This is a genomic window from Nocardioides sp. F233 (assembly GCF_057813895.1).
Genome location: NZ_JBVASH010000003.1, coordinates 519,614 through 532,206, shown reverse-complemented (window position 1 = coordinate 532,206; position 12,593 = coordinate 519,614). Strand labels below are relative to the sequence as shown.

The window sequence follows — 12,593 nt, the reverse complement described above, 5'->3', positions numbered from 1 at the left end:
CCGATGCGGCACGCGCCGGTGCCACTGGATATCCTGAGGGCGTGAACCAGACGTCGCCGCAGGGGTCGAGCCCGAGCGCAGCCTCCCCCCGCCGCCGTCACCTGATGGACCCGAACGCGCCCCGCAAGGCGCCGGACCCCAAGGACATCGAGCGGCTCCAGCGCGTGCAGCGCCGGGTGGTCTCGGTGCTGGTCGTCACCACGATCTTCCACCTCTCGGCGGGCTTCGTGATCGCGGCCGACCACGTCGCCGCGGACCGGACCGACGCCCGGATCGGCCTCAACGTGATCGCCGCGGCGTTCATGGTCGGCGGCATCGCGGCCACGCTCGTCATCAACGGACGGTCGTGGCGCTCGCCGTGGCTGCTGCTGGGCCTGATCCCGGCAGTCGTCGGCATCTGGTGGACGGTGCTCTGAGCCCGCCCCGGGCTCACTCAGCCCGGCAGGTGCAGGTCGACGAACGGCACCGTGTCGCCGTCGAGCAGGTAGCGGTCGTGCTCGACGAACCCGTGCGCCGCCGCGAACGCCAGCCCGTCGTCGTTCGACGACAGCACCACGGTCTCGATCCGGCGCGCACCCAGCGCGCGGGCCGCGGCGAGCTCCGACGCGAGGTACGACGACCCGAGCCCCCGGCGCCGGTGACCGGGGAGGATCCGCACGATGACCGTGACGGTGCCCTCGGCATCGGGCGGTCGCACCGTGGCGTTGCCGACGAGGACGCCGCCGTCGTACCCGAGCGTCAGGCGGTGACGCCCCGAGCGTTCCTCGACCTCGGCCGCGGTGAGCGGGTCGGTCGGGATGATCGCGTTGTGGATCGCCCGCCACTCCTCCAGCGCCGGGCCGTGGGAGACGACGACGTCCAGTGCCATCAGGCCTCGGCGACGTAGCCGTGGAAGACGGCCTCGATGTTGTTGCCGTCGAGGTCGCGGACGAACACGCCGTAGTAGCCGGGGTGGTACTCCGGCCACTGCCGCGGCTCGTGGAGCACCTCGGCACCCACCGCGACGGCGGCCTCGTGGAAGGCGTGCACCGCGGCGACGTCGGCGGCCTTGAACGCGACGTGGACCTCGCGCTGCGGCGGCATGTCGGCGTAGCTGCTCAGCCAGAAGGCGGGATCGCCCTCGGGGCCGTAGCCGACAGCGACGTCGTAGTCGAGGACCCGGCCGTAGCCGAGCGGGGCGAGGACCTGGTCGTAGAAGGTCTTGGACGCGGCGAGGTCGGCGCAGTTGATGCCGAGGTGATCGATCATGGTCACATCGAAGCAGGCCGGGCCGACATCGCCGGCCGGCCTCGCCCGAGAAACGAGGGCGCGGCGTGGGGCCGGGGAGGTTGAGCAACCGCGCGACCGAGCCTGCGAGGTCGCGTTCGCGCGTCGAAACCAGTCCTCAGGTACGACGATCCGCGGCCGATCAGGTCGGCATGCAGCACACGGACGTCCAGCCCGACCTGCATCCGACGGTTCTGCAGACGGTCGCGTTGACCCTGCGGCCGACTGCCGGCGAGCCGGTGGCGCTGGAGACGAAGGTGCTCGACCTCGAGCCGCAGCCTGACGGGTCGACCACGCTGGTCGTCGCCTGCCCGACCGGGCTGGACCCGAACGAGCACCACTTCGACGTCACCCTGGCCTGGACCTACCCGCTCGGGCGGATGGAGTGCCCGGTGAGCACCCGGCCAGGGCGGCGGGCGTACGGCGAGGTCTGGCTGCTCCGCCCGAGCTCACCGGCCGCGCGCCTGCAGCAGCGGGCCTTCTTCCGCGCCCGGATCTCGATGCCGGTGCTGCTGCGCTGGCTGCCGGAGACCGAGGAGACCCACGGGACCGAGCCCGCCGACGAGCCGGCTGCAGAGCAGCCCGAGCCCGTCGAGCTCCTCGGCGTGGTCGTCGACGTCAGCGAGGGCGGCCTGATGGCGACCGTGCGTACCGAGCCGCCGCCGGTCGGCACGAGTGTCGAGACGACCACGCGGATCGACGGCGACAACCTGGTCCAGGCGGCCGTGGTGGTACGCCACGTCCGGTTCGCCAGCGGCGGGCTCGGTGTCGCGATCGCCTTCGTGGACCCGAGTGTCCACGGCGACCGGATCCGGCGGCTGGTCTTCGAGACCGAGCGCCGCCGGCGCCGCCGCCGCTGACGCCGGTCCCGGAGACCGGACTCAGCGCACCTCGCAGTCCACCGGGTCCTTGCAGTCACGCAGCGCGTGGTCCTCGATCACGTCGCCGGCGGCGTCGTACGCGATCACCCGGGCCAGTGGTCCGGCGACCTCGCCGAAGAACAGCGAGTCGCCGGCGACCAGGGTGCCGGCGAGCACGGTGCCCTCGACCCGGGTGCCGTCGGTGCCGATGAACACGGCCCGTGCGACCTCGGTGCCGTCGAGGCCGGCGATCGCCAGCGTCCCTCCGGCGCCGTCGACGGTGGAGTCGGTGGAGAAGACCTCCATCGGCGCGCCGGGCTCGAGGAAGCGGTCGGTACCCATCCCCCACTCGTAGTTCCACGCCCCGCCCTGGCGGGTCACCATCGCCGGGTGGCAGCTCCCCCCGCGCCCGCCGGTGGTCGCACAGGCCAGGTAGCGTGGCCCGACGTCGACGGCGACGCCGGTGAGGTCCGTCGTGCCGGTCTCCCAGCCGTTGTCCTCGTCGCCGTGCGCCTTCTCGATCGCCTCGGTGCCGTCGTACAGCCAGGCCGGCAGGTCCTTGCGCTCGAACAGCGTCACGCCGACGTACGCCTCGTCGGGCAGCTCGACCGCCTGCCCCTGCACCTCCGCCGGGATGTCAGCGCCCATGAAGCGCCTGCCAGGCGACGGGATGGTGACCAACGAGGGCGAGACCTGCTCGGCGCCGGGCACCTCGGCGAGCACCCGCCTGGCGAGCTCACCGAGCCCTGCCGGAGCGGACACTGCAGGCTTCGGCGCCGCCGGATCGGCCGCTTGCTCGGTGCCACCGGTCATCGCCACGGCCACCACGGTCACCAGCGCGGCGCCGGCGACGGCGGTGCCCGCCGCGCCGACCCGGCGTACCCGCCGGCGGTTCCGCCCCTGTCGACGGATCAGGTCCAGGTCGGGTCCGTGCCCGGACGGGCCGTTCCCGGTCAGTAGCCGCTCCAGCTCGGCGACGGTTCGATCGCTCACAACGCACCCCTCAGCTCGTCGGTGTCCTCGGTGATCGACACCCGCAGCTTGGCGAGGGCGCGCGACAGCGCGCTCTTGACCGTGCCCGCAGCGATGCCGAGCTCGGCCGCGACGGCGGCCTCGCTCAGGTCGCAGTAGTGGCGCAGGACCACCACCCGCCGCTCACGCTCGGTCAGCCCGGCGAGCAGGCGCACGATCTGGTCACGGTCCTCGACCGTCGCGCCGGACGCGGCCCCGCCCGCCACTGGTACGACGGCCAGCGCGGCGCCCCCCACCTCGACGAGCCGCTTGCGGCGCAGGCGGTCGACGTTGAGGTTGAGCAGCACGCGCCGTGCGTACGCCGGCGCGTCACCGGTCCGCACCCGGCTCCACGAGGAGTAGGTGCGGACCAGCGCCGTCTGCGCGAGGTCCTCGGCGAGGTGGTGGTCGCCCGTCAGCAGGTAGCCGATGCGGTGCAGCCGTGGCCACGCCGTCGTCGCGAACTCGTCGAACGCGTCGTCACGCTGGTTGCGCATCGTGGCTCCCTTCAGGTGTCACCCTCCCTTACGCAGGGAGGGGACACCGGGGTTCCGCGGTGAGGCGAAGAACTTTCAGAGACGCTCGATGATGGTGACGTTGGCCTGGCCGCCGCCCTCGCACATGGTCTGCAGGCCGTAGCGGCCGCCGGTGCGCTCGAGCTCGTTGAGCAGGGTGGTCATCAGGCGGGCGCCGGTGGCGCCGATCGGGTGACCGAGCGCGATGCCGCCGCCGTTGACGTTGACCTTCTCGTGCGGCGCGCCGGTCTCCTTCATCCAGGCCAGCACGACCGAGGCGAAGGCCTCGTTGCACTCGAACAGGTCGATGTCGTCGATCGTCATGCCAGCCTTGGCGAGCGCGTGCTTGGTCGCCGGGATCGGGCCGGTGAGCATCCAGACCGGGTCGTCGCCGCGCACCGACAGGTGGACGATCCGGGCCCGCGGCGTCAGCCCGTGGTCCTTCACGGCCTGCTCGGACGCGATGAGCATCGCGGCGGAGCCGTCGCAGATCTGGGACGCGACGCCGGCGGTGATCCGGCCGCCGGGGGCGAGCGGCTCGAGGCCGGCCATCTTCTCCAGGGAGGTGTCGCGCGGGCACTGGTCGGTGTCGAAGACGCTGCCGTCCTCGAGCGTGTACGGCGCGATCTCGCTGGCGAACCGGCCCTCGGCGATCGCGGCCTTGGCCCGCTCGTGCGAGGCCAGCGCGAACTTCTCCATGTCCTCGCGGGACACGTCCCACTTCTCCGCGATCATCTCGGCGGAGCGGAACTGGCTGACCTCCTGGTCGCCGTACCGCTTGATCCAGCCGGGCGACTCGGCGAACGGCGTGGTGAAGCCGTACTGCTGGCCGACCATCATCGCGGCGGAGATCGGGATGGCGCTCATGTTCTGCACGCCGCCGGCGACGACGAGGTCCTGGGTGCCGGACATGACACCCTGGGCCGCGAAGTGCACGGCCTGCTGCGACGAGCCGCACTGGCGGTCGATGGTGACGCCGGGGACGTGGTCGGGCAGGCCCGCGACCAGCCAGGCGGTGCGAGCGATGTCGCCGGCCTGGGAGCCGATGGTGTCGCAGCAGCCCAGGATGACGTCGTCCACAGCGCCGGCGTCGATGCCGGTGCGCTCGACGAGCGCGGTGAGCGAGTGGGCGCCGAGGTCGGCGGAGTGGACGCCGGCGAGCGTTCCACCGCGCTTGCCCACGGCGGTGCGGACCGCGTCGACGATGTAGGCCTCAGCCATGGCAGGACTCCTTGTTCAGAGGGGCAGAGCGGAAGGATCAGGCGTGCTGGCTGCTGACGGAGATGACCTCGCCCGTCAGGTACGACGAGTAGTCGCTCGCGAGGAAGACCATCACGTTGGCGACCTCCCACGGGGCGGCGGCGCGGCCGAAGGCCTCGCGCTGCTTGAGCTCGACGAGCAGCTCGGGCGAGGTCACCTTCTCGAGGAAGGGGTGCATGGCCAGCGACGGCGAGACCGCGTTGACGCGGATGCCGTGGGGCGCGAGGTCGAGCGCGGAGCAGCGGGTCAGCGCCATCACGCCGGCCTTGGCGGCGGCGTAGTGGGCCTGTCCCTCCTGGGCACGCCAGCCGATGACGGAGGCGTTGTTGACGATGACGCCCTTCTTGCCGGCGGCGACGAAGCGCTGGCCCACGGCACGGGTGGCGCGCATGGTGCCGGTCAGGGTGATGTCGATGACCCGGTTCCAGGTCTCGTCGGTGACCTCGAGGATCGAGTCGGTGCCGCCGAGGCCGGCGTTGTTGATCATGATGTCGACGCCGCCGAACTCCTCGGCCGCGTCGAGGAGCGCGGTGACGTCCTCCTCCTTGGTCACGTTGCAGACCAGCTGGCGCACGCGGTCGGCGCCGAACTCCTCGGCCAGCGCGGCCTCGGCCTCCTGCAGGCGACGCTCGTGGGTGTCGCTGAAGACGACCGCCTTGGCGCCCTCCTCCAGCGCCCGGCGTACGACGGCCGCACCGATCCCGGCACCGGCGGCGGCGGTCACGACGACCACCTTGCCGGCGAGCAGGTCGTGCCCGGGAACGTAGTCGGGGGTGGGCTGCTCGGGTCGCATCGCAGTCATGAGGTTCAGGCTCCCTTGGGTTCGCGGGGAAGGCCGAGCACACGCTCGGCGAGGATGTTCTTCTGGATCTCGTCGCTGCCGCCGTAGATCGTGTCAGCACGCGAGAAGAGGAAGAGGCGCTGGTGGTCGTCGAGGTCGTACGACGACCCGCCGCGCGTCAGCAGGCCGTCGCGGCCGGCGACGTCCATGGCGACCTCACCGAGGGTGCGGTGCCAGGTCGCCCAGGCCAGCTTGAAGATCGAGCCCGCGCCACCGCCGGCGGCCGAGTCCTGGCCGCCCTCGACCAGGGCGAGCGCGCGCAGCGCGAAGCTGCGGATCACGGCGAGCTCGGTCTTGAGGGTGGCGAGGCGGTCGCGGAGGACCGGGTCGTCGATCGAGCCGTTCTCCTTCGCGCGGGCCACGACGCTCTCGAGCTCGCGGGCGAAGCCGACGGTCTGGCCGAGCGTGGACACGCCGCGCTCGAAGCCGAGCAGACCCATCGCCACGCCCCAGCCGCGGCCCGGCTCGCCGACCACGAGATCCGCAGAGGTGCGCGCGCCGGTGAAGAAGACCTCGTTGAACTCCGAGCCGCTGGTCAGCTGCTCGATCGGCCGGACCTCGACGCCGTCCTGGCGCAGCGGGACGAGCAGGAACGAGAGCCCCTGGTGCCGCTGCGATCCAGCCTCGGTCCGGGCCACGACGAAGCACCAGTCGGAGAGGTGGGCCAGCGACGTCCACACCTTCTGCCCGTCGATCACCCACTCGCCGGTGGACTCGTCGAGACGGGCCCGGGTCTGCACGTTGGCGAGGTCGGAGCCGGCACCGGGCTCGGAGTAGCCCTGCGCCCACAGCTCGCGGACACCGACGATCTCGGGCAGGAAGCGCTGCTGCTGCTCAGGCGTGCCGAACGCGATCAGGGTCGGGCCGAGGAGCTGCTCGCCGAGGTGGTTGACGCCGGCGGGCGCGTCGGACCGCGCGTACTCCTCGTGGAAGATCACCTGCTGCCACAGGGACAGTCCGCGGCCGCCGTGCTCGGTGGGCCAGCCGACGGCGGTCCAACCGTGCTCGGCGAGGTGGCGGTTCCAGGCCAGGCGCTCGTCGTGCGCCTCGTGCTCGCGGCCGGGGCCGCCGAGCCCGCGCAGCGCAGCCCACTCGCCGGTCAGGTGGTCGCCGAGCCATTCCCGGATCTCTGCGCGGAAAGCGCGGTCCTCAGGCCCCTCGGTGAGGTTCATGGCTGGTACTCTACCAAGCAAATGCTTGGTTCGGGCAGCGCCCGGGCCTACATTTCGACTGTGACGACCTCCACGCCGATGAGGAACCCGAACTGACATGGATCTCGAACTGAGCGAGTCCGAGCTGGCCTTCCAGGCCGAGGCTCGCGCCTGGCTGGCGGCCAACGTGCCGGCCGAGCCGCTGCCGTCCCTCGACACCGCGGAGGGCTTCGTCCTGCACCAGGCCTGGGAGGCGAAGCTCGCCGCCGAGCGCTGGTCGGTCGTGTCCTGGCCGAAGGAGTACCACGGCCGCGAGGCGTCCCTCGTGGAGTGGATCATCTTCGAGGAGGAGTACTACCGGGCCGGCGCTCCGCTGCGTGTCTCGCAGAACGGGATCTTCCTGCTCGCCCCGATCGTCTTCGAGCACGGCACCCCCGAGCAGCAGGACCGCTTCCTGCCCTCGATGGCGACCGGCGAGCGGGTCTGGGCGCAGTGCTGGAGCGAGCCCGAGGCCGGCTCCGACCTCGCCTCCCTCAAGTCCACCGCCCGTCGTGACGAGGAGCGTGGCGGCTGGGTGCTCAACGGGCAGAAGATCTGGTGCTCGCGCGCGGCCCTGGCCCAGTGGGGCTTCGGCCTGTTCCGCAGCGACCCGGAGGCGCAGAAGCACGCGGGCCTGACCTACTTCCTGTTCCCGCTCGACGCCGAGGGTGTGACGGTCCGCCCGATCGCGCAGCTCGACGGCGAGGAGGGCTTCGCCGAGGTCTTCTTCGATGACGTCTTCGTGCCCGACGCCGACGTGCTCGGCGCACCGGGTGACGGCTGGCGGGTCGCCATGAGCACGGCCGGCAACGAGCGCGGCCTGTCGCTACGCTCCCCCGGCCGGTTCACCGCAGCGGCCGACCGCCTGCTCGCGCTGTACGACGAGAAGCCCGACCCGCGCGTCGCCGACCGCGTCGTCGACGCCTGGCTCAAGGCCGAGGCCTACCGCCTCTACACCTGGGGCACGGTCACCAAGCTCAAGGACGGCGGCGACATCGGCGCGGCCGGCTCGGTCAACAAGGTGTGGTGGAGCGAGCTCGACGTCGCCCTCCACGAGACCGCGCTCGACCTGCTCGGCCCCGACGCCGAGCTCGAGTCCCGCTGGCTCGACGGCTACACCTTCTCGCTGTCCGGACCGATCTACGCGGGCACCAACGAGATCCAGCGCAACATCATCGCCGAGCGGATCCTGGGCCTGCCCCGCGAGCCGAAGGGAGTCCAGAAGTGAAGTTCGAGCTCACCACCGACCAGCAGGACTTCGCCGCCTCGCTCGACTCCCTGCTGGCCGCCGCCGACTCCGTCGCCGCTGCCCGCAGCTGGGCCGAGGGCGACCACGCCGCCGGCCTGAAGCTCTGGGAGCGGCTGGCCGAGCAGGGCCTGACCATGCTCGCCACCGAGGCCTCCCCCGTCGAGGTCTGCGTCGCGTTCGAGGCGCTCGGTCGCCACGCCGTGCCCGGCCCGTGGGTCGAGGCCGCTGCCTACCTGCCCGTCGCTCTCGGCGCCGAGGTGGAGGGCGTCGCCACCGTCGCGATGCCCCGCGCCCTGGACGCCGACGTCGCCGACGCGGTCTACGCCGTCGTCGACGGCACCCTGCACACCGCCACCGCCGGGACCGCCCACACCTCGGTCGACCGCACCCGCCACGTCTTCGACGTAACCCCCGGAGAGGCCGTCGAGCACGGCGACCTCGCGGCGGCGTACGACCTCGCCGTGCTCGCGACCGCGGCCCAGCTCCTGGGCGCCGGTGAGCGGGTGCTCGCCGACGCGGTGACCTACGTCAAGCAGCGCAAGCAGTTCGGCCGCGAGATCGGCTCCTACCAGGCGATCAAGCACCAGCTCGCCGACGTGCGGATCGCGCTGGACTTCGCGCGCCCGCTGGTCTACGGCGCGGCTCTGGTCTCGACAGGGTCAACCGGCGACCGGGCGCGCGCCGTCTCGGCCGCGAAGGTCGCCTGCGCGGACGCGGCGTACCTCGCCTCCCGCACCGGCCTGCAGGTGCACGGCGCGATCGGCTACACCCAGGAGTTCGACCTCAGCGTCTGGATCACCAAGATCCGCGCGCTGGTCACCGCCTGGGGCACGCCGGCCGACCACCGCGCCCGCATTCTCGAGACCCTCCGGAGCGCGTGATGCAGTTCGACCTCAGCGAGGAGCAGGCCGAGCTGGCGGCGACCGTCCGCGGCCTGCTCGAGAAGCGCGCGGACTCGACCGCGGTGCGTGCCGCGTCGACGTCGGAGACCGGGTACGACGAGGCGCTCTGGGCGACCCTGTGCGAGCAGATCGGCGTGGCGGCGCTCGCCGTGCCCGAGGAGTACGACGGCGTCGGGGTGTCCTTCTTCGAGACCGCCGTGGTGCTCGAGGAGATCGGCCGCACCATCGCGCCGAGCCCGCTGCTCGCCACGACGGTCGCCACCGAGGCGCTGCTGGCCGGTGGCACCGAGGACGCGAAGAAGCGGCTGCTCCCCCGCCTCGCCGCGGGTGAGATCGCGACGATCGCCCTCGACGACGGCCCGGTGCTCGACGGCGACCGCGCCGAGGTGATCCTGGCGGTCCGCGGCGACGACCTCGTCGAGGTGACCGGCGCGACCGCTACCTGGGCCGAGTCGATGGACCAGAGCGTCCGGCTGGCCCACCTCGACCGGGCGGGTGCCGAGCTGACGGTGGTCGGTGACGGCACCGCGGCCCGCGCCCGGGCCGAGCTCGTCGGCGCCGCGGCCGTGGCCGCCCTCGCGGTCGGGCTGTCCGACCGGGCGCTGCAGATGACCGTCGGCTACCTCAAGGAGCGGGTGCAGTTCGGCCGCCCGATCGGCTCGTTCCAGGCGCTCAAGCACCGGATGGCCGACGTGCTCGCGCGGGTCGAGATGTCCCGCTCGGCGAGCTGGGCGGCGTCGTACGCCCTCACCGACGCGGAGACCGACCCGGCCGAGGCTGCGTTCCTGACGCACTCGGCGGCGTCGTACGCCCTCGAGACGGCCGACCTGGCCGCGAGCGAGTGCGTCCAGCTGCACGGCGGCATCGCGATCACCTGGGAGCACGACGCCCACCTGGTGTTCAAGCGCGCACACGCACTCGGGCAGCTGTACGGCGCACCGCACCGGCACCGGGCAGCCGTGGAGCTCTGAGCAGCGTCCGTCGTCGGGCGGCGACCACCGGCTCCGGTACGTCGCCGCCCACCACGGCCGTGAACGCGTCCGGCCCCTGGAGCGCGGCGTTGATCGCCGGCGCGACCATCGCGACCACGTCGTCGACCGGCGCCGACGCCAGCGGCTCGATCTTCAGCACGTAGCGGGTCATCGCGAGCCCGATCAGCTGCGAGGCGACCAGCTCGGCCTTCATCGCCGACATCGACCGGCGCTCCACGACCGGCTGGAACCGCGGGTGCAGCACCGCGCGGTTGATCCAGCCGTAGAGCTTCGGCGCGTCCGGACCCACCTGTGTCGACTGCCGCACCAGCCGCAGCATCCGCTGCCGGGTGCGCGGGTGCTCGCAGAGCAGGAGGAAGCGCCGCACCAGGCGGATCGCGAAGTCCTCGGTGGGGTCCAGGCTGTGCATGGTTGTTCGATGGTGCCTGACGGCGACGCCCGACGGTCAGCCGACGGGGCTGGTGCAGCGGGTGTTGCTCACCACACCGGGGCTGCGGTCCAGGGGCAGCGGGCAGACTCCGACGGTCACCGCGACCTGCTTGCTGTGCCGCCGGGTGCCCCGCTCCCGGATCCGGTACCAGCGGGTCCCGGGCGGGAGCGCCTGGTCGAACACCGTGACGCCCTCGCGCACGCGGGCCCGCGCGACCCGCTGCCACGCAGCGCCCGGTTCCGGGCGGACCTGGAGCACGATCCGGCGCACCCGCCGGGTCTCGGCGACCAGCTGGTAGGTCTCGCCGAAGCCGACCGTCGCGGCGGTGGCGACCAGGCGCAGCCGCGGCTTCCTGCCGGGCCGGGCCGCCACCCGGGCCGAGACCGGGACAGCCGCGCTCCGCGCGGCCGCCAGCAGGGTCTCGATCGAGGAGTCGAAGGGCATGGCGAAGAGCAGGGGCGTGCCGTCGGCCGGCCGGCGCGAGGTCACGGCGAAGATGAATCCCGTGTCGGCGCTCGCCATCCGCAGGAACCAGGGCCCGCCGCTCGCCCCGCCGGTCAGCGGGCAGGAGATCTGGGCGTCCGTCGGGTCGGTGACCTGCGAGACCGTCGTCGACCCGCTGCACTCCTGCCGGCTCTGGCCGTCGTACGGCGCCTGCGCCGGCCAGCCGACGACGCGGACGCCGTCCTCCCGGGCCGGGTAGTTCCAGGCCAGCCCGTTGCCGCCGACGACGTCGACCAGGTTCGCGGCACCGATCGGTGCGACGGCCAGGAAGGCCTGGTCGTGGCCGTCGTCCTCGTCGGCGATCCAGGCCTGCTGGGTGATCGCCCGCACGCCCGTCCACTGGCCGTAGGGCGCCGTGCCGTGGTCGTAGGACGGGACGAACACGAAGTCGGAGAAGTAGTGCCGCGCCGTGCACAGCAGCACGCAGCCGTCGAGCGTGCTGTAGACGCAGTGCCCCGCGGTCACCACGAGGTTGCGTTCGGGGGTGTTGACCGAGGACGCCGAGCAGACGTAGCCCTGGTTCTTCTTCGGGTCGCGGAAGAACAGCTTCCCGGTGCTGCGCACACCGGGCGGTGTCACGCTCGCCCGTGAGGTGGCCGCGCTGTCAGCACCGTCAGCGCTGGAGCCGATCACGGCGCCGCTGGGGTCGAGGTCGAGCGGGACCGCCTCGCGCATCCGGCGCCGGGTCCAGTACGCCGCACCGGCGGGGTTCTCGAGGTCCTGCACCACCGCGCCGTGGCGCGCGGGAGCCGGCTGCCCGGGCTGTCCGGGGGCCGGGTCGGCGAGCGCCGGCGCGACCGCCGGCAGCCCGGCGAGGAGGGCGGCGGCCACGGCCACCACCCCGAGCGACCTGCGCATCCTCATCGATCCCCCCAGACCGGTTCGTCGTACTCGATCAGGGGATCAACGCGCCGGACGAGCGTGGGTCACGACTCGGTGGTGCGGTACCGGCCCTTGAAGTAGAGCAGCGGCTCGGTGGCCGCGGCGTCCTCGGGGTGTGCCTCGAGGTGCTCGACCTTGCCGACCACGATGAAGTGGTCGCCGCCCTCGTAGACCGCGTGGATCGTGCAGTCGAGGTGGGCCAGCGTGCCTTCGATGACGGGCGAACCCGTCGCGGCGGCGGGCTCCCACGAGATCCCGGCGAACTTGTCGATGCCCTTGGTCGCCATCTGCCCGGAGACGTGCTCCTGGTCGGCCGCGAGGACGTTGACGCAGAACCGGCCCGAGCGCTGGATCGCCGGCCAGGCCCGCGAGCTGCGGGCCGGGATGAAGGTGATCAGCGGCGGGTCGAGCGAGACGCTGGCGAACGACTGGCAGGTCATGCCGACCGGCTCGTCGCCGCTCATCGTGGTGATGACGGTGATGCCCGACGCGAAGCAGCCGAGGGTGTCGCGGAACCGACGCGCGGCGGCCTGGGCCTCCGGGTCGTCGTGGACCGCGACCTCCTCACCGGGACGCAGCTCGAAGTCGACCTCCGCGTCCCCGAGCCAGGACTGGATCAGCTCGGGGTGCGGCCAGGTCTCCCGTGCGTCGGGGCTGATGCCCTCCGGGATCTCGCTCACGTCACTCACGT

At 72.6% G+C, this 12,593-nt stretch carries 15 protein-coding genes; 5 read left to right on the top strand and 10 right to left on the bottom strand.

Features of this window, described 5'->3' with window-relative positions; genetic code table 11:
* The first annotated feature begins 41 nt into the window (after window positions 1-41).
* The gene (locus tag ACZYRU_RS13850) at window positions 42-416 is read left to right on the top strand and encodes a hypothetical protein (protein ID WP_488957671.1); all 375 of its coding nucleotides are present in this window, start codon (window positions 42-44) and stop codon (window positions 414-416) included.
* A 17-nt stretch (window positions 417-433) separates the two neighbouring features.
* Here the strand turns inward: ACZYRU_RS13850 and ACZYRU_RS13845 are convergent, their stop codons facing one another.
* Entirely contained in the window at window positions 434-868 is a 435-nt protein-coding gene (locus ACZYRU_RS13845; RefSeq protein ID WP_488957670.1) for a GNAT family N-acetyltransferase, read from the bottom strand.
* Entirely contained in the window at window positions 868-1,248 is a 381-nt protein-coding gene (locus ACZYRU_RS13840) for a VOC family protein (protein WP_488957669.1), read from the bottom strand. Before ACZYRU_RS13840 ends, ACZYRU_RS13845 begins: the two co-directional genes overlap by 1 nt.
* 170 nt (window positions 1,249-1,418) lie before the next feature.
* Here ACZYRU_RS13840 and ACZYRU_RS13835 point away from each other — a divergent pair, with 170 nt between their 5' ends.
* Window positions 1,419-2,126, top strand: a complete 708-nt coding sequence (locus tag ACZYRU_RS13835) for a PilZ domain-containing protein (RefSeq protein ID WP_488957668.1) — start codon at window positions 1,419-1,421, stop codon at window positions 2,124-2,126.
* 21 nt (window positions 2,127-2,147) lie between these two features.
* Here ACZYRU_RS13835 and ACZYRU_RS13830 read toward each other — a convergent pair whose 3' ends face one another.
* The 5 genes from ACZYRU_RS13830 to ACZYRU_RS13810 all read right to left on the bottom strand — a co-directional run bounded on the left by ACZYRU_RS13830 (window position 2,148) and on the right by ACZYRU_RS13810 (window position 6,925).
* Window positions 2,148-3,119, bottom strand: coding sequence for a hypothetical protein (locus ACZYRU_RS13830; RefSeq protein WP_488957667.1), 972 nt, complete (start codon window positions 3,117-3,119; stop codon window positions 2,148-2,150).
* Complete coding sequence (locus tag ACZYRU_RS13825) at window positions 3,116-3,634, bottom strand: SigE family RNA polymerase sigma factor (RefSeq protein WP_488957666.1); 519 nt, start codon at window positions 3,632-3,634, stop codon at window positions 3,116-3,118. The genes ACZYRU_RS13830 and ACZYRU_RS13825 overlap by 4 nt, the downstream gene beginning before the upstream one ends.
* Before the next feature lie 75 nt (window positions 3,635-3,709).
* Window positions 3,710-4,873 carry an acetyl-CoA C-acetyltransferase gene (locus tag ACZYRU_RS13820; protein ID WP_488957665.1) on the bottom strand — a complete coding sequence of 388 codons (1,164 nt, stop codon included), beginning with the start codon at window positions 4,871-4,873 and terminating at the stop codon, window positions 3,710-3,712.
* A gap of 37 nt (window positions 4,874-4,910) precedes the next feature.
* Window positions 4,911-5,714 carry an SDR family oxidoreductase gene (locus ACZYRU_RS13815; RefSeq protein WP_488957664.1) on the bottom strand — a complete coding sequence of 268 codons (804 nt, stop codon included), beginning with the start codon at window positions 5,712-5,714 and terminating at the stop codon, window positions 4,911-4,913.
* A 5-nt stretch (window positions 5,715-5,719) separates the two neighbouring features.
* Window positions 5,720-6,925, bottom strand: coding sequence for an acyl-CoA dehydrogenase family protein (locus tag ACZYRU_RS13810; RefSeq protein WP_488957663.1), 1,206 nt, complete (start codon window positions 6,923-6,925; stop codon window positions 5,720-5,722).
* Between the two features lie 97 nt (window positions 6,926-7,022).
* Between ACZYRU_RS13810 and ACZYRU_RS13805 the strand changes: the two genes are divergently transcribed.
* Genes ACZYRU_RS13805 through ACZYRU_RS13795 form a run of 3 tightly spaced genes read left to right on the top strand, consistent with a single transcriptional unit; the run spans window position 7,023 to window position 10,065 of the window.
* Window positions 7,023-8,171 (top strand): acyl-CoA dehydrogenase family protein, encoded by a 1,149-nt coding sequence (locus ACZYRU_RS13805; protein ID WP_488957662.1) that lies wholly within the window; start codon window positions 7,023-7,025, stop codon window positions 8,169-8,171.
* On the top strand, window positions 8,168-9,073 hold the full coding sequence (locus tag ACZYRU_RS13800; protein ID WP_488957661.1) for an acyl-CoA dehydrogenase family protein: 906 nt from the start codon (window positions 8,168-8,170) through the stop codon (window positions 9,071-9,073). Before ACZYRU_RS13805 ends, ACZYRU_RS13800 begins: the two co-directional genes overlap by 4 nt.
* A complete protein-coding gene (locus ACZYRU_RS13795) occupies window positions 9,073-10,065 on the top strand; it encodes an acyl-CoA dehydrogenase family protein (RefSeq protein ID WP_488957660.1) in 993 nt (330 codons plus the stop codon). Before ACZYRU_RS13800 ends, ACZYRU_RS13795 begins: the two co-directional genes overlap by 1 nt.
* Here ACZYRU_RS13795 and ACZYRU_RS13790 read toward each other — a convergent pair.
* From ACZYRU_RS13790 to ACZYRU_RS13780, 3 genes are all read right to left on the bottom strand, one after another.
* Complete coding sequence (locus tag ACZYRU_RS13790) at window positions 9,995-10,495, bottom strand: TetR/AcrR family transcriptional regulator (RefSeq protein ID WP_488957659.1); 501 nt, start codon at window positions 10,493-10,495, stop codon at window positions 9,995-9,997. The two genes, ACZYRU_RS13795 and ACZYRU_RS13790, sit on opposite strands and share 71 nt — an antisense overlap.
* A 36-nt stretch (window positions 10,496-10,531) precedes the next feature.
* Entirely contained in the window at window positions 10,532-11,884 is a 1,353-nt protein-coding gene (locus tag ACZYRU_RS13785; RefSeq protein ID WP_488957658.1) for a trypsin-like serine peptidase, read from the bottom strand.
* 62 nt (window positions 11,885-11,946) lie between these two features.
* Window positions 11,947-12,582: a flavin reductase family protein gene (locus tag ACZYRU_RS13780; RefSeq protein ID WP_488957657.1), complete on the bottom strand. Its 636-nt coding sequence runs from the start codon at window positions 12,580-12,582 to the stop codon at window positions 11,947-11,949.
* Between the last annotated feature and the right edge of the window lie 11 nt (window positions 12,583-12,593).